The 24501-nt window shown below is 64.3% G+C and carries 25 protein-coding genes and 1 tRNA gene; 8 read left to right on the top strand and 18 right to left on the bottom strand.

Features of this window, described 5'->3' with window-relative positions:
* Nucleotides 1-116: 116 nt before the first annotated feature.
* Nucleotides 117-1010, bottom strand: coding sequence for a Nif3-like dinuclear metal center hexameric protein (locus ACTSLZ_RS07535; RefSeq protein WP_129314259.1), 894 nt, complete (start codon nt 1008-1010; stop codon nt 117-119).
* Nucleotides 1011-1140: 130 nt separating this feature from the next.
* Here ACTSLZ_RS07535 and msrA point away from each other — a divergent pair, with 130 nt between their 5' ends.
* The 3 genes from msrA (at nt 1141) to epsC (ending at nt 3483) form a co-directional block, all read left to right on the top strand.
* Nucleotides 1141-1668 (top strand): peptide-methionine (S)-S-oxide reductase MsrA, encoded by a 528-nt coding sequence (gene msrA, locus ACTSLZ_RS07530; protein WP_443094617.1) that lies wholly within the window; start codon nt 1141-1143, stop codon nt 1666-1668.
* An 84-nt stretch (nt 1669-1752) separates the two neighbouring features.
* Complete coding sequence (gene cysK / locus ACTSLZ_RS07525; protein WP_443094616.1) at nt 1753-2688, top strand: cysteine synthase A; 936 nt, start codon at nt 1753-1755, stop codon at nt 2686-2688.
* Between the two features lie 210 nt (nt 2689-2898).
* Entirely contained in the window at nt 2899-3483 is a 585-nt protein-coding gene (gene epsC / locus ACTSLZ_RS07520; protein WP_178979747.1) for a serine O-acetyltransferase EpsC, read from the top strand.
* 201 nt (nt 3484-3684) lie between these two features.
* On the opposite strand, the gene gndA is transcribed toward epsC, so the two are convergent.
* The 3 genes from gndA to ACTSLZ_RS07505 form a co-directional block, all read right to left on the bottom strand.
* Complete coding sequence (gene gndA, locus ACTSLZ_RS07515; RefSeq protein WP_443094615.1) at nt 3685-5214, bottom strand: NADP-dependent phosphogluconate dehydrogenase; 1530 nt, start codon at nt 5212-5214, stop codon at nt 3685-3687.
* A 198-nt stretch (nt 5215-5412) separates the two neighbouring features.
* Nucleotides 5413-5488 (bottom strand) — tRNA-Val (locus ACTSLZ_RS07510).
* A gap of 130 nt (nt 5489-5618) precedes the next feature.
* Nucleotides 5619-6032: a DUF3052 domain-containing protein gene (locus ACTSLZ_RS07505; RefSeq protein ID WP_443094614.1), complete on the bottom strand. Its 414-nt coding sequence runs from the start codon at nt 6030-6032 to the stop codon at nt 5619-5621.
* Between the two features lie 349 nt (nt 6033-6381).
* Between ACTSLZ_RS07505 and aceE the strand changes: the two genes are divergently transcribed.
* The 5 genes from aceE to fabF all read left to right on the top strand — a co-directional run bounded on the left by aceE (nt 6382) and on the right by fabF (nt 13047).
* Nucleotides 6382-9123, top strand: a complete 2742-nt coding sequence (aceE, locus tag ACTSLZ_RS07500; protein WP_443094613.1) for a pyruvate dehydrogenase (acetyl-transferring), homodimeric type — start codon at nt 6382-6384, stop codon at nt 9121-9123.
* Nucleotides 9124-9228: 105 nt separating this feature from the next.
* A complete protein-coding gene (locus ACTSLZ_RS07495; RefSeq protein ID WP_443096113.1) occupies nt 9229-10131 on the top strand; it encodes an ACP S-malonyltransferase in 903 nt (300 codons plus the stop codon).
* A gap of 27 nt (nt 10132-10158) precedes the next feature.
* The gene (locus ACTSLZ_RS07490; protein WP_443096112.1) at nt 10159-11190 is read left to right on the top strand and encodes a beta-ketoacyl-ACP synthase III; all 1032 of its coding nucleotides are present in this window, start codon (nt 10159-10161) and stop codon (nt 11188-11190) included.
* Nucleotides 11191-11402: 212 nt separating this feature from the next.
* A complete protein-coding gene (locus ACTSLZ_RS07485) occupies nt 11403-11645 on the top strand; it encodes an acyl carrier protein (protein ID WP_129314251.1) in 243 nt (80 codons plus the stop codon).
* Between the two features lie 133 nt (nt 11646-11778).
* A complete protein-coding gene (fabF, locus tag ACTSLZ_RS07480; RefSeq protein ID WP_129314250.1) occupies nt 11779-13047 on the top strand; it encodes a beta-ketoacyl-ACP synthase II in 1269 nt (422 codons plus the stop codon).
* 169 nt (nt 13048-13216) lie between these two features.
* Here fabF and ACTSLZ_RS07475 read toward each other — a convergent pair whose 3' ends face one another.
* The 14 genes from ACTSLZ_RS07475 to rpsP all read right to left on the bottom strand — a co-directional run bounded on the left by ACTSLZ_RS07475 (nt 13217) and on the right by rpsP (nt 24345).
* Nucleotides 13217-13723: a DUF3145 family protein gene (locus tag ACTSLZ_RS07475; RefSeq protein ID WP_129314249.1), complete on the bottom strand. Its 507-nt coding sequence runs from the start codon at nt 13721-13723 to the stop codon at nt 13217-13219.
* 178 nt (nt 13724-13901) lie between these two features.
* Nucleotides 13902-14852, bottom strand: a complete 951-nt coding sequence (locus ACTSLZ_RS07470) for a tyrosine recombinase XerC (RefSeq protein ID WP_274542730.1) — start codon at nt 14850-14852, stop codon at nt 13902-13904.
* Nucleotides 14849-15700 carry a uroporphyrinogen-III synthase gene (locus ACTSLZ_RS07465; RefSeq protein WP_443094612.1) on the bottom strand — a complete coding sequence of 284 codons (852 nt, stop codon included), beginning with the start codon at nt 15698-15700 and terminating at the stop codon, nt 14849-14851. The genes ACTSLZ_RS07470 and ACTSLZ_RS07465 overlap by 4 nt, the downstream gene beginning before the upstream one ends.
* 115 nt (nt 15701-15815) lie before the next feature.
* The gene (gene dprA, locus ACTSLZ_RS07460) at nt 15816-17108 is read right to left on the bottom strand and encodes a DNA-processing protein DprA (RefSeq protein WP_443094611.1); all 1293 of its coding nucleotides are present in this window, start codon (nt 17106-17108) and stop codon (nt 15816-15818) included.
* Nucleotides 17109-17152: 44 nt separating this feature from the next.
* Entirely contained in the window at nt 17153-18688 is a 1536-nt protein-coding gene (locus tag ACTSLZ_RS07455; protein WP_443094610.1) for a YifB family Mg chelatase-like AAA ATPase, read from the bottom strand.
* On the bottom strand, nt 18688-19059 hold the full coding sequence (locus tag ACTSLZ_RS07450; protein WP_178979740.1) for a YraN family protein: 372 nt from the start codon (nt 19057-19059) through the stop codon (nt 18688-18690). The genes ACTSLZ_RS07455 and ACTSLZ_RS07450 overlap by 1 nt, the downstream gene beginning before the upstream one ends.
* A gap of 197 nt (nt 19060-19256) precedes the next feature.
* Nucleotides 19257-20015 carry a ribonuclease HII gene (locus ACTSLZ_RS07445; protein WP_238692262.1) on the bottom strand — a complete coding sequence of 253 codons (759 nt, stop codon included), beginning with the start codon at nt 20013-20015 and terminating at the stop codon, nt 19257-19259.
* Entirely contained in the window at nt 20012-20800 is a 789-nt protein-coding gene (gene lepB, locus ACTSLZ_RS07440; RefSeq protein WP_129314243.1) for a signal peptidase I, read from the bottom strand. Before lepB (ACTSLZ_RS07440) ends, ACTSLZ_RS07445 begins: the two co-directional genes overlap by 4 nt.
* Before the next feature lie 57 nt (nt 20801-20857).
* A complete protein-coding gene (gene lepB, locus ACTSLZ_RS07435) occupies nt 20858-21523 on the bottom strand; it encodes a signal peptidase I (protein ID WP_443094609.1) in 666 nt (221 codons plus the stop codon).
* 5 nt (nt 21524-21528) lie between these two features.
* Nucleotides 21529-21879, bottom strand: coding sequence for a 50S ribosomal protein L19 (gene rplS, locus ACTSLZ_RS07430; protein WP_129314242.1), 351 nt, complete (start codon nt 21877-21879; stop codon nt 21529-21531).
* Between the two features lie 240 nt (nt 21880-22119).
* Entirely contained in the window at nt 22120-22947 is an 828-nt protein-coding gene (gene trmD, locus ACTSLZ_RS07425; RefSeq protein ID WP_443094608.1) for a tRNA (guanosine(37)-N1)-methyltransferase TrmD, read from the bottom strand.
* On the bottom strand, nt 22944-23540 hold the full coding sequence (gene rimM / locus ACTSLZ_RS07420) for a ribosome maturation factor RimM (protein ID WP_129314240.1): 597 nt from the start codon (nt 23538-23540) through the stop codon (nt 22944-22946). Before rimM ends, trmD begins: the two co-directional genes overlap by 4 nt.
* Nucleotides 23541-23662: 122 nt before the next feature.
* Nucleotides 23663-23905, bottom strand: coding sequence for an RNA-binding protein (locus tag ACTSLZ_RS07415; RefSeq protein ID WP_178979738.1), 243 nt, complete (start codon nt 23903-23905; stop codon nt 23663-23665).
* A 2-nt stretch (nt 23906-23907) separates the two neighbouring features.
* Nucleotides 23908-24345: a 30S ribosomal protein S16 gene (gene rpsP / locus ACTSLZ_RS07410; protein ID WP_129314238.1), complete on the bottom strand. Its 438-nt coding sequence runs from the start codon at nt 24343-24345 to the stop codon at nt 23908-23910.
* Between the last annotated feature and the right edge of the window lie 156 nt (nt 24346-24501).

The following is a 24501-nucleotide window of genomic DNA, read 5'->3' as shown; positions in this document are numbered from 1 at the left end:
AGACCCAGAAACGGCCCCGTCCGGCCAGATTCAGTACTGCTTCATGGAGTACGGCATCCGCATCGAGTAGGCGCAATGAGTCTCCCACCCGCTCGTCCGGGGCGAGTGGGAGACTCTCACAGGTCGCGGGCGTATCCGTCGCCTTCCGGAGCGGTCGACGCCGATGCGGGTGCCTCACCCGTGGAGACCCGGAAGTCCCAGGGGTCAGTATTCAGGCTGCTCAGAAGGGTCTCGACCTCGAAGCCACGGGCAGCCAGATGGTCTCTGAGCATCTTGGCACCGGACGCCAACCACAGTTCCTCGCTCGCGAAGTGGGAGCAATCGATCAAGTACGGCGTGCCGCCGTCGAGCAGCGCCCGCTCCCGTGCCTCGGACGCCGGATGATGGCGCAGATCGGCCGTCACGAACACGTCGGCCCGGGAAGCCCGAACATCATCGAACAGAGAATCACCGGCTCCTCCGCACACCGCCACGCGCTTGACGGTTCCCTCCTTGGGCCCGGCGATTCGCAGACCGCCCGCCGTGGGCACAAGAGCCGTGGCCAGGCGCTGTGCCAGCTCCTCCAGAGTGATCTCTTCGGCGAGGTCCCCGACGCGGCCGATTCCTGTAAAAGCCTCAGCATCCCCGAGGGGCACGGATTCCGTGATGCCGCACGCACCCATGAGTGCATCCGATACTCCACCGATCATGCTGTCCGCGTTCGTGTGCGATGCCAAGAGACCGCAGCCGTTCTCGATGAGCGTGTGCACCACCGCGCCCTTGTCGTTCGAGGTCGGCAGGAATTTCGCTCCCCTGAGCAGGAGAGGGTGATGAGTGAGAAGCAATTGGCACTCCGATTCCACCGCCTCGCGCGCCGTAGCCTGTACGGCGTCGACCGCGAACAGAATCCTCCGAACCGGCTGATCCCCTCGGCCGCAGACGAGGCCGCTCGCATCCCACGGTTCGGCCAGGGCAACCGGCCACAATTCGTGGGCCGAACGGACGACGTCGTTCAAGCTGGGAGTAGTCATGCACCCAGTCTAGGACGTGGGTTGCGGCGCTCCAGGCACCCGCCGGACGCGGCAGGGCCCGGGTTGGAAGGGCTCCCCCAACAGCGAAAGACCATGACGAAGACGCTCCGCCGGGACCACAATGGGGCCCATGAAAGAATTCACCGTAGCCGCCGGATGCTTCTGGTGCCTGGATGCTGTCTACCAACGAACTCGCGGCATGGAATCCTCCGTCTGCGGGTATACGGGTGGCAACACCTTCGAGCCCACGTACGAGTCCGTGTGCACCGGCGAGACCGGGCATGCTGAGGCCATACGAGTCCGCTTCGTCGAAACCGTGGTCCCCGAAGACGTCATCATGGACATGTTCTTCACGACTCACGACCCGACGAGCCTCAACCGTCAGGGGTACGACGTCGGCACCCAGTACCGTTCGGCGCTGTTCTACAGCAACGAGGAAGAGAAAGAATTCTTCCACGCACAGATCGAACGGGCCCAGGCCATGTTCGACAAGCCCATTGTCACGACCCTTGAACCCCTCGGAACGTTCTACCCTGCCGAGGACATTCACCAGGACTTCGAACAGCGGAACCCTTACAACGGGTACTGCCAAGTGATCATCGACCCCAAACTCCGCAAGGCCCGGGAATATTACAAGATGTGGCTCAGGGACACCTGACCAGGCTCTCGCGGACTACCGTAGTGGCAGAACGGGTTGGAACGCCCGATTCCGCCGTTTACTCAGCTCTAGAAAGGCGACACCATGGCTAAAATCCTCGACAACGTCACCGAGGCCATTGGGGCGACCCCTCTGGTCAGGCTCAACCAACTGGACAAGGACCTTCCGGGCAACGTGGCCGTCAAGCTCGAGTTCTACAATCCCGCCAACTCCGTCAAGGACCGTATCGGCAAGGCGATTGTCGACGCGGCCGAGAAGTCCGGGCAGCTTCGTCCGGGAGGGACCATCGTCGAGGGAACTTCGGGCAACACCGGTATCGCCCTGGCCATGGTCGGCGCGGCACGCGGTTACAAGGTCGTTCTGACCATGCCGGAGACCATGTCGACCGAACGTCGCGTGATGTTGCGTGCCTACGGTGCGGAGATCGTGCTGACCCCGGGCGCCGAAGGCATGCGTGGCGCCGTCGACAAGGCGGCCGAGATCGTCGAGACCTCCGACAATGCCGTTCTCGCCCGCCAGTTCGAGAACGAGGCGAACCCCCAGGTCCACTACGACACCACCGGACCCGAGATCTGGGACGCCACCGACGGCGACGTCGACCTCTTCGTTGCCGGCATCGGAACCGGCGGAACCATCTCCGGAGCCGGAAAGTACCTCAAGGAGCAGAAGCCCGGCGTCAGAATCGTCGCCGTGGAACCCTCCGACTCGCCGCTGCTGACCGAAGGCAAGGCCGGCCCGCACAAGATCCAGGGCCTCGGGGCGAATTTCCTTCCCGATACGCTGGACCAGGAGATCTACGACTCGGTGACCGACGTCAACCTGGACGACGCCGTCCGGGTGGCCCGTGAACTGGGCGCCAAGGAAGGAATCCTCGGCGGCATCTCGTCCGGAGCCAACGTGTGGGCCGCTCTCGAGGAGGCGAAGAAGTCCGAGAACGAGGGCAAACTGATCGTGACGGTCGTTTGCGACTTCGCCGAACGGTACATCTCGACCGTTCTCTACGAGGACATCCGCGGCTGACGCCACACCGCCCCGGAAACGCTGCTTGTGCCCGCACGAGAAATCGTGTGGGCACACGTGCGTGGGATCCACCGCACGTACACCCGGGAATAGCGCCCACCGTTCCGAGGTTGCACCAACAGTGAACAGCCTGCTCGTCGGACGCCCCCTCCGGCGACCGGGAAAGCCGCACCCTGCCCCACTTCACCCACGCACGATGAAAGCGACACCGTGAGTTTTCTCAGCCGTCTCAGGGAAGACCTGACCACAGCCCGCACCCACGATCCGGCCGCCCGGGGCGACCTCGAGATCATCCTCAACTACTCCGGACTGCACGCCATCTGGGTCCACCGGCTCACCCACCGCTTGTGGCAGACGGAGGGATTGCGCACCGTGGCCAGGTCTCTGTCCCAGGTGACGCGCTGGTTGACCGGCGTCGAGATTCACCCGGGTGCGACCATTGGGCGTCGCTTCTTCATCGACCACGGTATGGGCATCGTGATCGGAGAGACCACGGAAATCGGCGACGACGTCATGCTGTACCACGGAGTGACCCTCGGGGGGCGTTCCCTGGAGAAGGTCAAGAGGCATCCGACGCTCGGGCACCGTGTGACGGTCGGCGCGGGTGCGAAGATTCTCGGCCCCATTACGATCGGTGAGGATTCGGCCGTCGGGGCCAACGCCGTCGTGGTGCACGATGCCCCCGCTTCCTCCATCGTCACGGGCATCCCCGCGGAGGCTCGTCCGCGAACCCCGGAGAAGAAGCAACCCCTGGTTGACCCCGTGACGTACATCGACCCGGCCATGTGGATCTGAGGGTACGGGTCTGATACCGGCTCGTGGCTTGAAATGGGTCCCCTGCCCCACGGCCGGGTTCAACGCGTCGTACAGGTGAACCGCCTGATCCGGTGGCCCGAGCGCGGGGCGTGGCGCCTCAGCCACTGAGAATCTCTGGCACAACGACGTCGCCCGCTCGCCGTCAAGAAGGCGAGCGGGCGACGTCGTTGACCTGTAGGGTTACTTGGTTTCCCTGTCCACGGGAGCGGGGGCCTTTTCACCAGCACTGTTGACCTCGGAGCGGTCCTCGGACCACAGAGTGTGGAACGTGCCGTCCTCGTCCACGCGCTGGTACGTGTGGGCGCCGAAGAAGTCGCGCTGCCCCTGGATCAGTGCGGCCGGGAGACGGTCGCGGCGCAGTCCGTCGTAGTAGGACAGTGCCGATGAGAAGACCGGCACCGGAACGCCCAAAGCGGTCGCCTTGCTGACCACGCGGCGCCACGAGGGGGCCAGGTCTTGGAGGATGCTCTGGAAACCCGGCGCGAGAAGCATGTTGACCGGCGCGTTGTCGCCCTTGTAGGCCTCCATGATTTCGCCGAGAAGCTCCGCCCGGATGATGCAGCCATTGCGCCACAGGGACGCGATGACGTCCAGGTCCAGGCTCCATCCGAATTCCTCGCCCGCGGCGGAGAGCATATCCAGGCCCTGGGCGTAGGAGACCAGCTTGGACGCGTACAAGGCCCTGCGCACGTCCTCGACGAACTCGGGATCTCCCTGTGCGACGCCTGTCGTCGAGATCAGCCCCGCGGGAAGATTCTGCTGAGCCTCCTCTCGCGCCTCGGGATTCGAGGAGGACAACGCACGGGCAAAGACCGACTCCGCAATCGCAGAAACCGGGGACCCGAGGTCCAATGCGGACTGGACCGTCCAGCGCCCCGTTCCCTTCTGACCGGCTTGGTCCACGATCACATCGACCAGTGGTTTTCCGGTCTTGCCGTCCGTCTGGGAAAGGACTTCGCTGGTGATCTCGATCAGGTAGGAGTTCAGGTCGGTGGTATTCCACGTCCGGAAGACCTCGGCCTGGTCCTGGGGCTCGATCCCGGCCACGGAACGAAGCAGATCAAAGGCTTCACCGATCACCTGCATGTCCGCGTACTCGATGCCGTTGTGGACCATCTTGACGAAGTGACCGGCGCCGTCGGTATCGATCCAGGCGCAGCACGGGGCGCCGTCGTCGGCTTTCGCCGAAATCTTTTCGAGCATCGGGCCGAGAGACTTGTAGGACTGCTTGGATCCGCCCGGCATGATCGAGGGGCCGTTGAGCGCACCTTCCTCGCCACCGGAGACGCCGACGCCGACGAAGTGGAGCCCGTGCTCGGCGCACTCCTTCTCGCGGCGGATCGTGTCCTTGAAGTAGGAGTTGCCGCCGTCGATGATGATGTCATCGGTGTCCAGCAACGGGATCAGGTTCTCGATCACGGCATCCACGGGCGCTCCGGCCTTGACCATGACCAGGATGCGCCGCGGGCGCTCCAGGGAGTCGACCAGGTCCTGGAGGGTCTCGGTACGGATGAAGTCTCCGTCGCCGCCATGCTTGTCCAACAGTTCGTCGGTCTTCGCAATGGTGCGATTGTGCAATGCGACCGTGTACCCGTTCCGCGCCAGATTGCGCGCCAGATTCGCGCCCATGACCGCCAGGCCGGTGACACCGATCTGCGCCTTGCCTGATTGTGCCTCGGAATTTTGGGGAGAAGTGCTATCAACTGCCATGAGCCCAGATTACGCGCAATACCGGTCCGACGAGCAGGGGCACTCCCAAAAATCTGGAGGGTATCGCCTCTGGCGGACAGATCGACCCCAGATGACGACGACGCAACGCCCCATTCCAGTGCCCAACCCCCATGCGACGCGACCAGCGCGTTGAACGAGCAACGGCCGAACCCCTGAGGTGGGGTCCGGCCGATTCTGTGGTGGGTCCTACCGGGATCGAACCGATGACATCCACGGTGTAAACGTGGCGCTCTACCAGCTGAGCTAAAGACCCTTGACAACCGAGTGGGCCGCTTGCACAGCGGCCAGCACCCGATCTGATTGATTACAGTACATGAGCTGAACAGAGGCCCAAACTTGAGAGGCCCCGTCCAGACAGTGTCTTTCGACACACCATGTCGGCGTCAGAAACGAGTCGTCACCAGACGCGTGGCCGACCATTCTTCACTGACCTGCGCACTCGTCGTGAGCTTGAGGCCGGCGGTCGGCGCAGCTTCCTGAATGTCGGCTGGCGCCACGTGTCCGTCACGCCCCGCCTTGGGTGTCATCACCCAGACCACGCCGCCCTCGTCCAGGGCGGTCAGTGAGTCGACGAGGGCGTCCACCAGATCACCTTCGCCTTCCCTCCACCAGAAGAGAACGGCATCCACGACTTCCTGGTCTTCTTCGTCGAGGAGTTCGGAACCGGTGACGTCCTCGAGATCGTCCCTCAGGGTGAAGTCGACGTCGTCGTCATAGCCGAACTCTTGGATGAGATCCCCATCCTTGAAACCAAGCAGGACAGCCGGGCGATCGCCGGCGGTCTTGGTCTCGCTCACGTATTTTCCTCCTGAATATCGGATCGGTCCGGACATCCTCCGCACCGAGCATTGCGATGGGTACACCGCAATGGTGTTGACACCAAGCCAACACTGGATTGCCCACACTATCAAGTACTCGGTAGGCGTGCGTGATCCCGAACACTGTCCGACGCAAAAAACCCTCATTCCATGCGGATCGGAGCCTCCACGACGCCGGGAGCCCGGTCCGGAATCCGGTCAGGAGTCATTGTCATTCGGCGAGGTGTGACACCATAGGAGCAAAGCCCAGGTGGGTCGAGTGTGCCTGCCGTTATCATCCCTTCCGGGATGTGAGCTTTCTCCTCACATCGACAAAGAGAGGTTCAACGTGGCTCCCTCAGAGACGAATGACCACATCCTCAGCGCCCTCACCCTGGGCCTGTCGGATCAGGACCACGAAGAGACGTCGGAATGGATCGAGGCATTCGATGCTTTGGTCGAGTCCCAGGGCACGGAACGTGCACAGTTCATCATTCGACGCCTCCTCCAGCGAGCAGGTGCCAAGAGCATCCAGGTCCCGACCGTGACCACCACGGACTACGTCAACACCATCCCCGTGGACCAGGAACCGGAGTTCCCGGGCGACGAGGAAATCGAGCGTCGCTACCGTGCGCTGCTCCGCTGGAATGCCGCCGTGATGGTGCATCGCGCCCAGCGCCCGGAAATCGGCGTCGGCGGCCACATTTCCAGCTACGCCGGTGTGGCCACTCTGTACGAGGTCGGCCTGAACCACTTCTTCCGCGGCCAGGATCACCCGGGCGGTGGCGACCAGGTCTACTTCCAGGGCCATTCCTCACCGGGCAATTACGCCCGCGCCTACCTCGAGGGTCGTCTGACCGAAGAACAATTGGACGGCTTCCGGCAGGAGAAGACCAAGGGTGAGAACGGACTTCCTTCCTATCCCCACCCCCGGTCGAAGGAAGACTTCTGGCAGTTCCCGACCGTGTCCATGGGTCTCGGCCCTCTGAACGCGATCCACCAGGCACAGTTCAACAAATATCTGCACAACCGCGGGATCAAGGACACGAGCCAGCAGCACGTCTGGGCGTTCCTCGGCGACGGCGAGATGGACGAGCCCGAATCGCGCGGCGCACTCCAGCTGGCGGCCAACGACAAGCTCGACAACCTGACCTTCGTGGTCAACTGCAATCTCCAGCGCCTGGACGGGCCGGTTCGCGGCAACGGAAAGATTGTTCAGGAACTCGAGGCGTTCTTCCGCGGTGCCGGCTGGCACGTCATCAAGGTCCTGTGGGGCCGCGAGTGGGACCAGCTCCTCGAGAAGGACGAGAACGGCGAGCTCGTTCGCATCATGAACGAGACGCTCGATGGCGATTACCAGACCTACAAGGCCGAATCGGGCGGGTTCATCCGCGAGCACTTCTTCGGCCGCTCCCCCGAGACCAAGGAAATGGTCTCGGACATGTCCGACGAGGACATTTGGGCCCTCAAGCGCGGAGCCCACGACTACCGCAAGGTCTACGCCGCCTACAAGCAGGCCATGGAGACCAAGGGTCGCCCGACCGTCATCCTGGCCCAGGGCGTCAAGGGGTATGGCCTCGGCAGCCACTTCGAGGGGCGCAACGCGACGCACCAGATGAAGAAGCTGACCCTCGATGACCTGAAGGTCTTCCGCGACCGCCTGCGCATCCCGATCAGCGACGAAGAGCTCGAGAAGGATCTTTACGGGGCTCCCTACTACCACCCCGGCAAGGACTCCCCCGAGATCGAGTACATGCTCGAGCGCCGCAAGGAACTCGGCGGGTTCGTGCCCCATCGGGATGGATCCCAGCGCGAACTCGTGCTCCCGTCCGAGAAGGCCTACTCGGTCGCCAAGAAGGGTTCCGGCAAGCAGATGGCCGCGACCACGATGGCGTTCGTACGCCTGCTCAAGGACCTGATGCGGGAGAAGGAATTCGGCAAGCACGTGGTGCCGATCATTCCCGACGAGGCACGCACCTTCGGCATGGACTCGTTCTTCCCGACGTCGAAGATCTACAACCCGAACGGACAGAATTACCTGTCGGTGGACCGCGAGCTCATGCTCGCGTACAAGGAGTCCGCCCAGGGGCAGTTGCTGCACGTCGGCATCAACGAGTCCGGGGCGACCGCGGCGTTCACCGCCGTGGGTTCCTCCTACTCGACACACGGTATTCCGATGGTGCCCGTGTACATCTTCTACTCGATGTTCGGTTTCCAGCGCACAGGCGACGCCTTCTGGGCAGCGGCCGACCAGCTCTCCCGTGGTTTCATCATTGGCGCCACGGCGGGGCGGACCACCCTGACCGGCGAAGGCCTGCAGCACATGGACGGCCACTCGCCCGTTATCGCTGCGACCAACCCGGCCGTGCGTCACTACGATCCTGCCTACGGCTACGAGATCGCGCACATCGTCAAGCGCGGCCTGGAACACATGTACGGCACGGGCGACGAGGACCACAACGTCATGTACTACCTGACGGTGTACAACGAGCCGGTCGTGCAGCCCGCAGAACCGGCCGACGTCGACGTCGAGGGCATTGTCCGGGGCATCTACCTGCTCAAGCCCGCCGAGGTCGACGGGCCGCGGACCCAGTTGCTCGCCTCCGGTGTGGCCGTTCCCTGGGCACTCGAAGCCCAGGAACTCCTCGCCAAGGATTGGAAGGTTTCCGCCGACGTGTGGTCGGTGACCTCCTGGAACGAGTTGCGCCGTGACGGCCTCGAGGCCGAACGCGCGTCGATGCTGAACCCGAAGGACGACGCACGCGTTCCCTTCGTGACCCAGCAGCTGGAAGGAGCGGTCGGACCGATCGTGGCTTCCTCCGACTTCGTGTCCGAGGTTCCCGACCAGATCCGACAGTTCCTCCCGAACGAGTTCGCGACGCTCGGTGCCGACGGGTTCGGATTCTCCGACACGCGTGCCGGTGCACGCCGGTTCTTCCACATCGACGCCCACTCCATGGTGGTGCGGGCCCTCGAGATGCTGGCGGAACGCGGAGAGATCGACGCCGACATCCCCGCCAAGGCCATCGACAAGTACGACCTGTTCGACGTCAATGCCGGTACCAGCGGTACCGCCGGCGGCGACGCCTGATCAACGACCACTGCGCTGCGGTCGGTCTCTCTCGCAGAGTCCGACCGCAGCGCTTTTTTTTGACGTGACGTGACTGATAAGAAGGATTCTGGAATGCTGGACAGCGTGTTAGCGATACTTTGCCCCGGACAGGGCTCACAAAAACCCGGGTTCCTGACCCCGTGGCTGGAATTGGACGGCGTATCCGAGCGGCTCTCGACCCTGGGTCACGCGGCCGGGCTCGATCTGATTCATTACGGCACGGAAGCCGATGAGGAAACCATCAAGGACACCGCCGTCGCGCAGCCGTTGATCGTCGCCGCAGGAATCGTGGTCGGCGAGCTGCTCGTCGAACGCATCGGGGAACGCCCACTGCTCTGGGCCGGGCACTCGGTCGGCGAAGTGACCGCCGCCGCGCTGTCCGGCGTCATGTCGCCCGAGGACGCGATGCGTTTCATCAAGGTCCGCGGGAACGGCATGGCCGAAGCATCGGCGGCCGAGCCTTCCGGTATGGCCGCCGTCCTCGGCGGCAAGGAAGAGGAAGTTCGTTCCGCGATCGAAGAAACAGGTCTCACGGCCGCCAATTCCAATGGTCCCGGTCAGATCGTGGCCGCGGGCTCCTCGGAGAAGATCCAGTCCCTCGTGGACAACCCTCCGGCCAAGACCCGCGTGGTCCCCCTGAAGGTCGCGGGGGCCTTCCACACCTCCCACATGCGCCCTGCTGTCGGTCCTCTCCAGGAAATCGCCCACGAACTCCACGCCCACGAGCCCGTGACCACGTTGTTGTCCAACCGGGACGGCAAGCCGGTGACCTCGGGCGCCGCGGCGTTGCAGTCCCTGGTCGACCAGGTCACGCGTCCGGTGCGATGGGACCTCTGCATGCAGACCATGGTCGACGAGGGCGTGAGCAGCATGGTGGAACTCGCGCCGGCAGGCACCCTGGTCGGGCTGGCCAAGCGCGGGATGAAGGGCGTGCCCGCGACCGCGCTGAATTCACCCGACGAGCTGGACGACGTCGTCGCCGAATAGGGTCCAGGCCAACGAGGAAAAGAGACCATCGTGGTGACTCTCAATACCAGACCCGTACAGAAGTTCTCGAAGATCCTGGGCCTCGGGACGGCGCGACCCGACGTGGTCGTGACCAATGACGACGTCTGCGAGTGGATCGACTCGTCCGATGAGTGGATCCGCACGAGGACCGGCATCAGCACCCGCCACCGTGCGGACTCCGAAACCTCTGCCATGGATTTGGCCATCGCGGCGGCTCGGGACGCGCTCCAGCGATCGGCCGTACCGCCGGAAGAGATCGACGGCGTGATCGTTTCGACGATCTCGCATCCCTATGCGACCCCTTCCCTGGCCGCCAAATTGGCCCACGAGATCGGCGTCTCCCCCGCGGCGGCCTACGACATCTCGGCGGCCTGCGCCGGGTATTGCTACGGGGTCGGACAGGCCGATGCGCTCGTCCGGGCCGGGGCGGCAAGGAATGTGCTCGTCGTCGGGGTCGAGAAGCTCTCCGACTTCATCGACAATTCCGAACGCTCCATCTCCTTCCTGCTCGGCGACGGGGCCGGTGCGGTCGTCGTCGGGCCCTCGGAGGAGGCCGGCATCGGGCCCACGGTCTGGGGATCGGACGGGTCGAAGTGGGAAACCATCAACATGACTCATTCGTTGCTCGAGGTGAGGAACCGCGACTGGATCAACAATCCCGTCCAAGAGGACGAGCAGGTGTGGCCGACCCTGTACCAGGACGGCCCGACGGTATTTCGCTGGGCAGCCTGGGAAATGGCGAAGGTCGCTCAACAAGCGCTCGACGAAGCCGGCGTCTCCGCGGAGGACTTGGGCGCGTTCGTACCCCACCAAGCGAACATGCGCATCATCGACCAACTCGTCAAGACGCTGAAACTGCCCGACCATGTCGTGGTCGGTCGGGACATCGCCGACGCGGGCAATACCTCGGCGGCGTCCGTTCCGCTGGCCGCGCGGCGACTTCTGGACGAGCATCCCGAGCTCTCCGGGCGGCTGGCCCTTCAGATCGGTTTCGGTGCCGGACTGGTCTACGCCGCCCAGGTTGTGGTCCTTCCCTGAACCCGACGCCGGGATCCGCGGCGTCGCGGGGCAATGAGACGCAAATCCCTGCACGTCGGGGGCGGACATCTACCGGCGCGTCAGGTCTCGAAACGATACAGTGAATACCGGATCAAGCCCGCGAACGCGGGAACACCCCGGCTCCCCTGGAGCCGCCAGAATCCCACGCGGCAGGAAAGCTCGCGTGATCATGAATCAAAGGAGTACACATCATGGCTGACAAGAACGAGATTCTCGCCGGACTGGCCGAGATCGTCAACGAAGAGACCGGCGTCGAGACCTCGGACGTTCAGCTCGAGAAGTCCTTCACCGAGGACCTCGACATCGATTCGATCTCGATGATGACCATTGTGGTCAACGCCGAGGAAAAGTTCGGTGTGACCATTCCGGACGAAGAGGTCAAGAACCTGACCACCGTGGGCGAGGCCGTCGACTTCATCGCGAACGCCTCCTAAGAGGTGCTGATTCGGGCGCGGTGCTCCGTGGCACCGCGCCCTGGCTTCTCCCCAAGTATTTACCCGCCCGAGGAGAAGCCGTCCGGTGCGGACCACGGCCTGTACACTCGGGCGGAGACGAGAAAGACGTGAGATGAGTCAGAAAGTAGTAGTCACCGGCCTCGGGGCATTCAGCCCGATCGGCGGCACCGCAACCGAGACGTGGGAGAACGCCGTCAAGGGTGTCTCCGGTATCAAGGCGATCACCGACGACTGGGTTTCCCAGTACGATCTGCCCGTGTACATCGCCGGCAGGGTCGCCCAGTCGGTCGAGGATTCCGAGTTCATTTCCAAGGTCGAGACCAAGCGCCTGGACCCTTCGGGGCAATTCGCCGTCATTTCCGCGCGCCAAGCGTGGCAGGACGCGGGTTTCAGCGCGGGAGACGCCGAAGAGGCCGACGAGCTCGACCCTGAACGCCTGGCGGTCTCCTTCGGAACCGGCATCGGCGGCGTGTGGACGCTCCTCGACAGCTGGGACACGTTGCGTGAACGCGGACCTCGTCGCATCCTGCCCATGACGGTCCCCATGCTCATGCCCAACGGTTCGACGGCAGCCATCGCCCTCAACCACAAGGCCCGCGCGGCGGCCCAGACCGTGGTCTCGGCCTGCGCTTCCAGCACCGAGTCCTTGCACGTGGCGCTCGACCTCATTCGCAGCGGGAAGGCCGACGTCGTGATCACCGGCGGCACAGAGTCCGCGATCCACCCGATGACCATGGCCTCCTTCGCCAAGATGCAAGCACTCTCCAAGCGCAACGACGATCCCGAGCGTGCGTCGAGGCCCTACGACGTCGATCGCGACGGCTTCGTGATGGGTGAGGGCGCGGCAGCTTTGGTGCTCGAGTCCGAGGAACACGCCAAGGCGCGCGGTGCCCGCGTTTATGCCGAACTGGCCGGGACGGGGGTGTCCTCGGATGCTTACCACATCACGGCCAACGATCCGGAGGGTTCTGGCGCGGCCAGAAGCATCGACGAAGCCCTGAAGGCCGGTGAGATCGACCCGAGCTCCGTGGTTCACGTCAATGCCCACGCGACCTCGACACCCGTGGGTGACCCCGCGGAGGCAACTGCTCTGAAGGTCGCTCTCGGGTCCCATACTGACCAGGTCGCGGTTTCGGCGACCAAGTCCATGACCGGGCACCTTCTGGGGGCCGCCGGGGCCTTGGAAGCCGTCATGACCGTCATGGCACTCAAGGACCGCACGGCTCCTGCCACCATCAACTTGGAGAACAAGGACCCGGACATCGACCTCGACGTCGTCACGGAGGCCCGTGATCTGCCGTCGGGCGAAATCGTCGCTCTCTCGACGTCGTTCGGGTTCGGTGGTCACAACTCGGTCGCGGCCTTCCGGTCCGTCGACTGACAGCTCCCGTGGCGACCGGTCCTCGACGACCGGTGTCCCGCCCACTGACGACAACGCCCGGACAGGGTTTCCTGTCCGGGCGTTGTCGTCCCTTGAGCGTTGCGGCGCGGGAAGTCTTGGTCGGGGCCCTCTCCATTCGATGCCCGAGGGGCCTTTCTGGCCTTCGGGCTCACCCCACCCGATGCAGGTAACGAATGTTCGAGGGTTCCGTGGCGCAGGCCCGCAATGGCTCGAGCTCGGTGTCCCAGGCTTCTCCCAAGGCCAGGGAGAATTGCCGCAACAGTGCGTTCGAGTCTCCCCGTGCGGCCTCGTAGGCGTACCGGACACGGTCCTCGGTGATGACGGTGTTTCCGGAGGCGTCAATCATGGAATAGAAGATTCCCAATTCGGGGGTGTACGCCCACCGGCCGGCGTCCGCACCCGGACTGGCTTCTTCGAAGACCTCGAACCGGATATTCTTCAAACGACCCAGCGCGGAAGCGATCAGGGCGCCAGTGCCCTGGGGTCCCTCCCATTCCAGAGTGGTTCGCACTTCATCGACGGTTGCGGTCTGAGCGCACCATTGAAGATCCGTTGACTGTCCAGCCACGGATTCGAGTGCCCAGCGGATGTGAGGGCACAAAGCTTGTGGGGCCGCGTGAACGTGCAAAACCCCCTGCGTCAATATCTTGCTCACAGTAGCTCCCTGCAATCGACAGATGCGTCTTCCCCTACGATCTATCCCCGAGATTCCACGTGTGAGGAGATTCTCAACGGTCACCATTGTGCCTGATGATGCCTCTCCGCACAAAGAGGAACGGACCGATACCCGGCGAATTCTCAGTTCGTTCCATGGGTCGTCCGACCGAGCCTGGCTAGGCCCGAGGATGCGCGCGGCGGTAGGTCTGGGCCAGACGGTCGACGGAGACGTGAGTGTAGATTTGCGTGGTTGCCAACGTGGAGTGCCCCAGCATTTCCTGGACCGCTCGGATGTCCGCGCCGCCGTCCACCATATGTGTTGCCGCCGTATGGCGGAAAACGTGTGCCCCGGATGCACCCGTGCTGGTTGCCCGTGCCAGGATCGCGTTGAGGTCCTCCCGGATCTGCCTCTGCCCTGCCCTCTGACCCCGGGGGCCCAGGAACAGTGCGGTCTGGTTTCCCCGGACCCATTGGGTCCTCCCCTGCGTGATCCAGGCCTGAACGGCCTGCATGGCGGGGATCCCCAGAGGCACGGTCCGTTGCTTGTTGCCTTTGCCGACCACGCTGACGGTTCGTCGTTCTTGATCGATGCTGTTGAGGTCCGCCGAACACAGCTCGGAAATTCTCAGCCCGGCGCTGTAAAGCAGCTCGATCACGGCGATGGTTCGGAGAACCTGGGCATCGCCAGGTCGTTCCGAAAGATCGGCGGCCAGGACGCCAAGGATCTCCCCCATGTCCTGGGTCGAGAGGACTTTCGGGAGGCTCCTTCGCCCTTGTGGCGATTTGAGCCGGGCGGCCGGGTTGGATGCGACGAGCCCTCTCCCCTCGGCCCAGGAGAAGAAGGACCGAATACTCGACGCCTTGCGCGCCATGGTTCCCCGGGATTCGTCACGGTCGTAGCCTTCGGCCAGCCAGGTGCGAAGTCGGTCGAGCTCAATCTCCCGGACGCCTGCCGCTCCGCGGGCCTGGGCCGAGCTGAAGAGGCTGTGCAGGTCGGAGGTGTAGGCCCTCACGGTTTCTGGGCTGCGCGCTTTTTCGTACAGCAGATAGTTCTCGAAGGCGCCGAGGGCCTCGGCAAAATCCTCATTCAGCTCTGTCTGGTCCGTGCGGTCCTCGCGTGTGCTCACGACTCTTCTCCTTGAACGTGCTCTCCCGGAAAACCCTCGGACCATTCGATGACCTTCTTCAGCAGCGTGCCGAGCCGGAATCGGTGAGGGATGATGGGGGTCAGTCCGGCGTCGACGAGCGGTTGTGCCGTGACCGAGCCGACCGCGAAAAGGCCAGTGGTGCCTACCGCAGACAGCCTCGTCAGAGCATCGATCTCCGCGGTCGACGCTCGATCCAACCATGCTTCGGCTCCCCCGGCCGAGGTGAACAGAACTCCCACGGGCCTGCCGGTCACGGACTCCCTGATGCTACGGTCGATGTCCGTGGTGTTCGTCGCCGGAGCGTACCTGTAGGTCACCACGGAAGTCACGGTTCCGCCGAGCGAACGTACGACGTCGTCGAGGCCGTCCACGCCCATTCCATGATGCTGGACGACGACGGAGCGACCGGCCATGTCCAGGCCCCGGAGGTGCTCGGCGACGTCGGCGGCCGTCTCTTCCGGGGAAACCCACGCTGTTTCCAGGCCCTCGCCGACCACCGCGCCCCGGGCCTTGGCTCCCCTGGCAACAATCATGGCGCCGCGCAGGCTTTTGGTCAGCTCCTCCTTCAGCCCCGCCGATTCGGCGGCCGACATCCAACCGCGGAATCCTACTCCGGTGGTCACCACCAGCAGGTCCGGGTGCACCCGGATGATCTCCCTGGTCACCTCGAGGAGGTCTTGGTCCTCGAGCACGGGAGTGGTCGTGATCGTTGGACAGTGGTGAACATTCAGACCGTTGCGGACAAGAGCGGCTTCGATCTCGTCGGCCTTGCGTTGAGCCGTCACGTGGATGCAGACCGACCGGTCCTTCGGCGGTGCGGACGTCATGTTCTCTTTCCTCCGTGATCCTTCGACGGTGTCCAAGGGACTTGCTCTACTGTACCGATCTGCTCGGGCCCCGCATTCCGCCTGCTGGCGTTGTTCACGAGTCGTCACGGTCGCCTCATCCTCCAGCGGTTCTCGCGCATTTCCGCGAGCCCGTAGGCTTCCATTGGGCGAGAGCCGGGATGACCTCGCGGATCCCGAGACCCGCGACCGCACAGAGTTTCTCAGCCGGAACGTGGTGTCCCACCGGAAGCGCATCGAGTACAAGCTGTTGACTTTGTGTCAGGCCCATCATCGAGCTGTCCCTGGATTCCTGCGGCCCACGCTCTTCGCACGGTGTTCGATGTCCGTGATCGGACTGCCCCGCTCCGTCCGGAGTCCCTGGCGGGGCGGGCACGTCCAGTAGGTCGGTCACGTCCCTCGCCGAGGTCACGATTCGGGAGGGTGTCTCGGCAATCAGCCGGTGGCATCCTGCCGACTGGGCGCTGAAGACGGACCCCGGGACAGCGGCGACTTCGTGCCCCATGTCCATAGCGTGGTGGGCGGTGTTCAGTGCCCCTGATCGCCATCTCGCCTCCACGACGACCACGACGCAGGCCAGGGCGGCAATGAGCCGATTGCGTTGCAGAAACCGATGTCTCATGGGGCTGCATCCGGGAGCGATTTCCGTCAGGACCAGGCCCGATTCGGAGATTTCGCGGAGCAGCTCCGCGTGAGCTCTCGGATAGGACCGATCAATGCCGCAAGCGAGAAAGGCCACGGTGGACGGCCGACGCACCGAAGAGTCCAGGGCGGCGCGGTGCGCCGCCGCATCTATACCGAAGGCCGCTCCCGAAAGCACCCCGTAGCCCTGCGCGGCCAAGTCGCCCGCCAATCGAGCGGCCACGGAGGTTCCGTAGGGCGTCGAGTCCCGGCACCCGACGATCGCAACGTTCTCCCCCGCGGGTTTCGACAGTCCGGTCCTGTCGCCACGGCCCCAGAGCGCCAGCGGTTGCTGGGCACCGAGGTCACCGAACGCCACGGGCCACTCCGGGTCCTCAGGGGTCACGAGCCACGCGCCGCGGGCGGCCATGAGCTCCTCGATGCGCTCGGGATCATCCAGTGGGGTGCGTGCGGCCCACCTGGCTCTGGTCCGTTGCCACCCTCTGCCTGTCAATGTCGGCAGGGCGTCCGTGCCCGTCTCCCTGATGACAGCGTACTCCTCCGGTGCCAAGTCCCGGTGCTCCAGAACGATACGAAGCGCATGAGTGGGCCCGAAGGCTTCGACCAAGGCCATGCCGGCGCAATCCTGGGGTTCGAGGAGGTGCATCAGCTGGATCCTGGCATTCCTGACCTCTCGATCCTGGGACACCGCTGTGTCGGGACGGGTTTCGGCGGCGTCATGAGTTGCTGGTGGGGGTCGGTGTGCCATGGGCTTTCCTCTCTCAGTAACGTGTGCAGGGGTCGTCAACGACGTCAGGAGAACGCTCCTGCGTTCATGCGAAGTCCGATGGCGGCATCGACATGCTCCGCTCTGGGGGTTCCGCAGCCGTCCAGATCGGCGAGGGTCCATGCGACCCGTTGGATCCTGTCGCAGCCTCTGAGAGTCGTCTCACCGCGGTCGAGAAGCCGGGTGAGCGACGTCAGCGCCGCATCCGGGAGCCTGAGTTCATTCCTCAGATGTGGGCCGCGCAGTTGCGCATTCGTGGAAATTCCCCACGGGGCGAGACGCTCACGGGCTATTCGACGCGCCTCGGTCACGCGAGACAGGACCTCGGCGGAGGTCTCCGCACGCTGACGGGTCGCGAGGTCCGCCGCGGACAATTTGGGGACGGCGATCCTGAGATCGACACGATCCATCAAGGGGCCGGACAATTTGGCCAAGTACGCCCTTCGGGCTCGTGAAGAACAGGTGCACCGGCTTCCCATGCCGCCCGTCCGGCCACACGGGCACGGATTCGCGGCCAGAACCAACTGGAATTGTGCGGGGTAACGCGCGGAGGCCCGGGCACGATCAATCATGACCCACCCGGATTCCAGAGGTTGGCGCAGGGCATCGAGGACACCGCGCCTGAACTCCGGGGCCTCGTCGAGGAACAGGACGCCATGGTGGGCGCGCGAAGCGGCCCCTGGCTGGGGGATTCCGCTGCCACCCCCGACGATCGCCGCCGCCGAGGCCGTATGGTGGGGCGCCTCCCACGGGGGTTCGGTAATCAGCCTGCGGACCCGTGAATTCTGGTTTCCGACCGAGTGGACGGCGGTGACCTCGTGGGTCGCCTGCGCATCCAGTGGCGGAAGAATTCCCGGCAATCGCTCGGCGAGCATGGTCTTTCCGGAACCCGGCGGCCCGATCATTGCCAGATGGTGCCCGCCGGCCGCGGCAATCTCCAGGGCCCATCGTCCCTCGGCCTGTCCGACGACGTCGGCCAGGTCGGCCCTCGGGCGCACGACGGGTTCGTCTTCCGGCACCTCGCGCCGCACCGGAGGTTTCACCAAATGCATCGGATCGGCGCCCAACCACTCGAGGACCTCGGACAGTGCTTCGAACCCGTGTGCCTCTGCCCCAGGAACCAATTCGGCCTCCGGCAGGTTCTCAGAGGCCAGGACAACCTTCCGGTGACCCGCCCGGACGACGGCGCTCACCGCGGGGAAAACCCCCGAGACCGGCCGCAACGAACCGTCCAGGCCCAATTCGCTCAGAAAGACGCAGTCCCCGGAAGCACCGCACCGCCCCGAGGCCTGAAGGGCTGCAATGAGAATGGCCAGATCGAATCCGGATCCCGTCTTCGGCAACGTTGCCGGCGTCAGGCTGACCGTTGCCTTCCGGGGAGTCAACGGCGCCCCAGAGTTCTTCGCGGCGGAACGGATTCTCTCCCTCGACTCCTTGAGCGTGGCATCCGGGAGCCCCAGCAGCACGAAGGACGGCAGAGTCCCTCCGACGTCCGCCTCCACCTCGACCACGTGCCCGTTCAGGCCCAGCAGGGCGACGGAGTACGTGCGTGCGAAACCCATCAGAGGACACCGATGCGATGCTCGAAGGAAAACGTGTTCGGCTCGCCGATCACCGCGATGGCATCGATCCTCATCGACGAAGGCGGGATCCCTTCCTCCACGGCCCACGCATTGGCCAAGAGGCATAGGCGACGAGCCTTGTTCTCATCGATGGCCTCCAGCGGATGCCCGAAGTCCACGGTGGACCGAGTCTTGACCTCGCAGGCCACGTAGGAGTTGTTCTCCCGCGCAATGATGTCCAGCTCTCCCCGCAGCCCATGGGCGGCAGTTTTCGGCCGCCAATTCCGATGCAGAATGCTCCACCCACGGACGTGCATGACCGCGACGGCCAGGTCTTCTCCCCACCTGCCGGTCGCTGCTCGTGAATTCATGGTGTACCTCCTGATGCAAGAGTGCATCTGGAGTCGACACGGTCCGCAGCCCGAACCCCGGTACGCCGCACGGCTGTGGACAGATGCCAGGAAACGGCCATAGCCTGTCGCGCAGTGGATCAACCGAACGGAAGCCCCCGGACCGAGACGCCTCACCGGGGCGGTTGCCTCGTTCGAGGAGCATCACATCGCGGGGATCAGCCCCGCAAGGCCCAGGCGCGGTCCACCGTGTCAGGGGAAGCACCGAGGGACCAGGAGAGTCGGTGAAGGGGGCACGGCCCCTGGCTGACCAAAGCCTCCCGATGCGTCGTGGATCCGTATCCCTTGTTGCCGGTCCACCCGTACGCCGGATGATCCGACGCCAAGTCGATCATTTCGGCGTCGCGTTCGACCTTGGCGACCACGCTGGCCGCGGCGATGCTCGCGCACCGATCATCGCCCTTGATCTGCATCGTGACCGGCAGATCCCACGACCGATCCGCGGCGTTCAGGTAACGGTCCACCGGGTCGGGTTCGGCCAGGGACAGCAGATCCGGAACATGGGTCAGCCAATCGTGCTTGCCATCGAGGAGGACGGCCGAGGATTCGATGAGGGGTTCACCGACCCTCAATGCCAGCGCGTGGATGGCCCGCGTGCCGGCCAGCCGCAGGGCCTGGGTCATCCCGAGGGCATCGATCTCGATGGGTGAGGCCGATCCGGTGGCGACGTGGACCCACTCGAGAATGGCCGGAACCATGGCCTCGCGTCGGGCAGGTGTCAGGGCTTTGCTGTCCGTCAGCCCTGGGACCTCGAGCGTGGCCGATGCGGGAACCCAGCTGGCCCCGACGGTGACGGGACCGGCCAAAGCCCCGCGTCCGACCTCGTCCATACCGATGACGCCCGCGAATCCGCGCTCAAAGAGCCCTTGTTCAATGGTCAGGTCGCTCGCCGTGCGTGTCACGTCGTCGGGCGTCACTGACCGCTGTGGCTGGCCTCGGGGCTCGGGATGTCGCCGAAGACGTCATCCGGCGTACTGAGCCACGTCCACCGGCTGATGGGCCAGGCGATTGTGAACGCCCTGCCCTCGATGTCCTTGTTCTTCACGAATTCATTGCCTTCGGCAATGTGGTACCGGGAGTCGGCCGAAGCATTGCGGTGGTCCCCCATGACAAAGTACTCGCCGTCGGGGACCGTCACGTCGAAGGGAAAGTCCGAAGGCTTCGCGTCGGGATACAGATACGAGGACTCGTCAATGGACTTGCCGTTGACCTGTACCTTGCCGTCCGACGAGCAGCAGCTCACGTGATCCCCGCCCTTACCGATCACGCGTTTGATGAGGTAATTCTGGGAGGAATCCGGAAGCACGCCCACGAAGGACAGCGCTTCGCGCACGGGGTTGGTGCTCGCAGGATTCTGGTTCTCCGGAATCCAGTGCTGGGAGTCCTTGAAGACCACGATGTCCCCGCGATCCGGGTCCTTGAAATAGTTGCCCGCGACGTTGACGAAGATCCTGTCATTGAGCTGCAAGGTGTTCTCCATCGAGCCCGAGGGAATATAGAACCCTCTGACCAGAAAGGTTTTGACCAGGAACGCGATGATCAGTGCGTAGACGATGACCAGAAGAACTTCCTTGACCTTGGGCCACAGGCCCTGAGGTTCTTCCTGGGGTTTCCTGCGCCGCGAGGCACGCGAGGACGACGACGCCGGATCCACGGTGCCGTCTGCTGAGTCGCCCGATGCCGAATGCTGGCCTGGTGTCATGGAAGTGTCCTTCTTTCACGTGCTTCGGTCTGAAACAGTCTACTGACGATCAGCGCCTCAGCGGTCAATTCTGGTCATCCGGTCCAGGGGCCACAGCACGGCCACCGGCCTGCCGATAATTTTGTTCGTCCTGATCAGCCCGCCACCAGGCGACCCGATCAAGGATCTCGAATCCACGGAATCCGACCGATGGTCCCCCATGACCCACATGCGGCCTTCGGGGACGACGACGTCGAACGGGGTTTCGGAGAGTTTGTCGCCCGGCGCAACGTAGGGCTCGTCCAACGGCTCTCCGTTGACCGTGATCCGCCCGTCAGCGCTGCAGCACGTGACGTGGTCCCCAGCAACCCCGATCACCCTTTTGACGTACACACCCTGCCGCGTGCCCAGACCGAGCCACGAGCCGAGGTCGGACACGGTTTCAGTCAACCAGTTGGCGCCGGAATCGTACGGGGCGAGCGACCCTTTCCCGTCGAAGACGACGACGTCGCCCCGATGTGGATCATCGGCTCCCGGCCGCCAGACGGCGACACGGTCGTGGCTGCGCAGGGTCGGATCCATGGAGCCCGAGGGTATGTAGAAGATCTCCAGTACGAGGCTGCGCACGAGAATCACGATCAGTACCGCGATGGCAAGGGCCACCACGACCAAGCGCCGGCTCCTCGGAGGGAGCCGGCGCTTGGTGTCCGAGGCCGCCGGAGCGGCCTGCGAAGAGTTCGTCAAGAACCTTATGCGGATTCGCGCTTCTCGCGGATGCGAGCGGCCTTGCCGTGGCGATCGCGCATGTAGTACAGCTTGGCGCGACGAACGTCACCGCGGGCACGAACCTCGATCTTGTCGAAGATCGGGGAATGCAGCGGGAACGTACGCTCGACGCCGACACCGAAGGAAATCTTGCGCACCGTGAAGGTCTCGCGGACGCCCGAACCCTGACGGCCGACCACGAAGCCGCGGAAGACCTGAACACGGGAGCGGTTGCCCTCGGTGATGTTGACGTGAACGTCCAGCGTGTCACCCGGGCCGAAGTCCGGGATGTCCGTGCGGAGGTTCTTCTGGTCGATGAAATCCAGAGTCTGCATGACGATTTTTCTCCTCGGTCAATGCCGCAGGCCACCGACCGATTGCTGCGACGGAGGCTCCCGGCGTGCGCCGAGAATGCTTCCGAAGTGGTGTTTCAGCCGGGACAGGATTGGTGTCCCGGTGCCTGTGTCCGTTTGGTCGCTCTTCCCCCTGCGGCAGGGGCGTGCCCGAACACGGCGCGATTTCTTATTTTGCCACACCGCCGATGCAACTTCCACAGAATCCGGCGGCGTCGCGAACTATTCGATATTGCCCTCGTCACCTTCGGACCGTGCGGCGTCGAGGACGCTACGGTCTCTCGCGTTCAGGTCGGACTCGTCCAGGGCCTCGATCAGGTCGGGGCGACGCCGGGCCGTCCGCTCGATCTGCCAGTCCCTCCTCGCCCGCGCAATGACCGCGTGGTTTCCGGAAAGGAGGACATCCGGGACCGCCCTGTCACGCCAGACCGCCGGCTTGGTGTAGACCGGGTACTCGAGCAGGCCGTCGGAATGCGATTCCTCGACCAACGACTCGGGATTGCCGATGACGCCGGGCAGCAGCCGCGCGGTAGCTTCGACCATCGCCATGACGGCGACTTCCCCACCGTTGAGCACATAATCTCCCAGGCTCACGGGCATGACCCTGAACCTCTCCCCGGCCCAGTCCAGAACTCTCTCGTCGATGCCCTCGTAACGACCGCAGGCGAAGACGATGTGCCGTTCCTGCGCGAATGCCTCGGCCGTGCGCTGGGTGAAGACGCTGCCCGCGGGAGACGGAACCACGAGCAGCGGACGCGAGTCGTGCCGCTCCTCCCCTTCGGCAGGGGGTTCGTCCGCGACGTCCGCGTCCCCACGGGCCTCGAGAACGGATTCGAGGGCCTGCGCCCATGGTTCGGGCTTCATGACCATGCCGGCGCCGCCCCCGTACGGGGTGTCGTCCACGGTCCGGTGCCGGTCCGTGGTGAAGTCGCGAAGATCGGTCACGGTAAGGCTCAGAAGACCTGATTTTCTGGCTTTGCCGATGAGCGAGAGCTCCAGGGGCTGCAGATACTCGGGAAAGATCGACAGGACGTCATAACGCGGTCTCATTCGGCGTTCCCTCGGCCTGATGCATCGCCGTCGGGCTCGACGTCGGAATCGGTCTCGGCATTCAACTCGAGGAGGCCGGGAGGCGGACAGACCACCACAAAGCCCTGGTCCAGGTCCACGTCCGGTACGAGTTCCTCGACGAAAGGAATCAGGGATTCGGTACCGTTGTCGAGTTCAACCGCCAGGAGATCCTGGGTGGAGCCTGTGGTCAGTCCGGTCACGCGGCCGATGCGATGCGTCAGCTCGGTGACATCGGGGGTCGGTACGGAGTAGACGTCGAGGCCCAAGAGCTCGTGCTCGTAGTAGCCTTCGGTGTCCTCCGCCTCTTCGGTGTCCATCACGAGCGTGTGGTTCCGCAAGGCTTCGGCATCGTTGCGTGTGGCGGCTTCCTCCAGCCCCAGGACCAGGATGTTCTTGTTCCACCGGGCCGACCTGATGCGCACCTGCCCCGAGGGGGCCAATCGCGTGGGAGGTTCGATCCGAAGGGTGGCACCCTGCACCAACCGGGTCGAGGGGTCGTCCGTATAGAGCTGGACCGTGACCTCCCCTTTGATCCCATGGGGTTTGCCGATTCTTGCAACCTGGACCTGCACCGGGCTGGACTCCTTTCTGACGGGCCGAAAGGACCCGCACCGTACACCGGGAATATAACAGGCCCGCTCCCACCACGAGGTGGGAGCGGGCCTGTTGTCACGGCATCATACCGCCGCGCCTGCTATCGACGACGATCGGTGTCGATCACATCGACCCTCACCTGTTCGCCGTCAGCCAGGGCACCGATAACGGTCCGTACCGATTTCGCGGTCCGACCGCCACGCCCGATGACGCGACCGAGGTCTTCCGGGTTGACCCGGACCTCGAGGGTCTGGCCGCGACGGCCTGACCGCGAACGAACCTGGACGTCGTCGGGATGATCGACGATCCCACGGACGAGGTGCTCCACAGCTTCGGAAAGCATAATTACTCAGCAGACTCTTCGGAGGTCTCGGCCTCTTCGGCCTTCTCCTCGGAAGATTCGGCGGCCGGGGCCTTCTCCTCGCTCTTGGGAGTGATGGCCTCGGGGATGACCACGGAATCCTTCTCCGGGACCTGGAACTCGGGCTTGCCCTCGACCGGCTTCACGGTCGATTCGGTCGAGCCCTCGCCCTTGAACTTGGCCCAGTCACCGGTCAGCTTGAGCAGTGCCAGGACCTGTTCGGTCGGCTGGGCGCCGACGGACAGCCAGTACTGGGCGCGCTCGGAATTGAGCTCGACCAGCGAAGGGTTCTCGGTCGGCTGGTAGATGCCGATCTCCTCGATCGCACGGCCATCCCGCTTGGTGCGGGAATCGGCGACGACGATGCGGTAACGGGGATCGCGAATCTTGCCCAGACGCTTCAGACGAATCTTTACAGCCACTTGTGTGGACTCTCCTGTATCTATACAAGGTCGGTTCTCGCTCGGATACACCCGTGGGGCGGGGTTTTCGGCGAGGAACCTGCGGACCAAATGCTGCGCGGTGAGAGGGGCCACGCACATCGAGTACCCACCAAGTATGCCAGAGCCGTGCAACGA

The organism is Rothia koreensis (assembly GCF_052232265.1).
Classification (GTDB): Bacteria; Actinomycetota; Actinomycetes; order Actinomycetales; family Micrococcaceae; genus Rothia; species Rothia koreensis.
This window is presented reverse-complemented; position numbering and strand designations above follow the sequence as displayed.

What these genes read in the sequence shown, in the direction of transcription:
- lepB (WP_129314243.1), bottom strand. Translation starts at nt 20,800, where the DNA reads ATGACACCAGGCCAGCATTCGGCATCGGGCGACTCAGCAGACGGCACC.
- rplS (WP_129314242.1), bottom strand. Translation starts at nt 21,879, where the DNA reads ATGCAGACTCTGGATTTCATCGACCAGAAGAACCTCCGCACGGACATC.
- ACTSLZ_RS07415 (WP_178979738.1), bottom strand. Translation starts at nt 23,905, where the DNA reads ATGCTTTCCGAAGCTGTGGAGCACCTCGTCCGTGGGATCGTCGATCAT.
- ACTSLZ_RS07485 (WP_129314251.1), top strand. Translation starts at nt 11,403, where the DNA reads ATGGCTGACAAGAACGAGATTCTCGCCGGACTGGCCGAGATCGTCAAC.
- dprA (WP_443094611.1), bottom strand. Translation starts at nt 17,108, where the DNA reads ATGGCACACCGACCCCCACCAGCAACTCATGACGCCGCCGAAACCCGT.
- trmD (WP_443094608.1), bottom strand. Translation starts at nt 22,947, where the DNA reads ATGAGACCGCGTTATGACGTCCTGTCGATCTTTCCCGAGTATCTGCAG.
- fabF (WP_129314250.1), top strand. Translation starts at nt 11,779, where the DNA reads ATGAGTCAGAAAGTAGTAGTCACCGGCCTCGGGGCATTCAGCCCGATC.
- ACTSLZ_RS07535 (WP_129314259.1), bottom strand. Translation starts at nt 1,010, where the DNA reads ATGACTACTCCCAGCTTGAACGACGTCGTCCGTTCGGCCCACGAATTG.
- msrA (WP_443094617.1), top strand. Translation starts at nt 1,141, where the DNA reads ATGAAAGAATTCACCGTAGCCGCCGGATGCTTCTGGTGCCTGGATGCT.
- gndA (WP_443094615.1), bottom strand. Translation starts at nt 5,214, where the DNA reads ATGGCAGTTGATAGCACTTCTCCCCAAAATTCCGAGGCACAATCAGGC.
- ACTSLZ_RS07450 (WP_178979740.1), bottom strand. Translation starts at nt 19,059, where the DNA reads ATGAATTCACGAGCAGCGACCGGCAGGTGGGGAGAAGACCTGGCCGTC.
- ACTSLZ_RS07465 (WP_443094612.1), bottom strand. Translation starts at nt 15,700, where the DNA reads ATGACGTCCGCACCGCCGAAGGACCGGTCGGTCTGCATCCACGTGACG.
- cysK (WP_443094616.1), top strand. Translation starts at nt 1,753, where the DNA reads ATGGCTAAAATCCTCGACAACGTCACCGAGGCCATTGGGGCGACCCCT.
- ACTSLZ_RS07455 (WP_443094610.1), bottom strand. Translation starts at nt 18,688, where the DNA reads ATGGGTTTCGCACGCACGTACTCCGTCGCCCTGCTGGGCCTGAACGGG.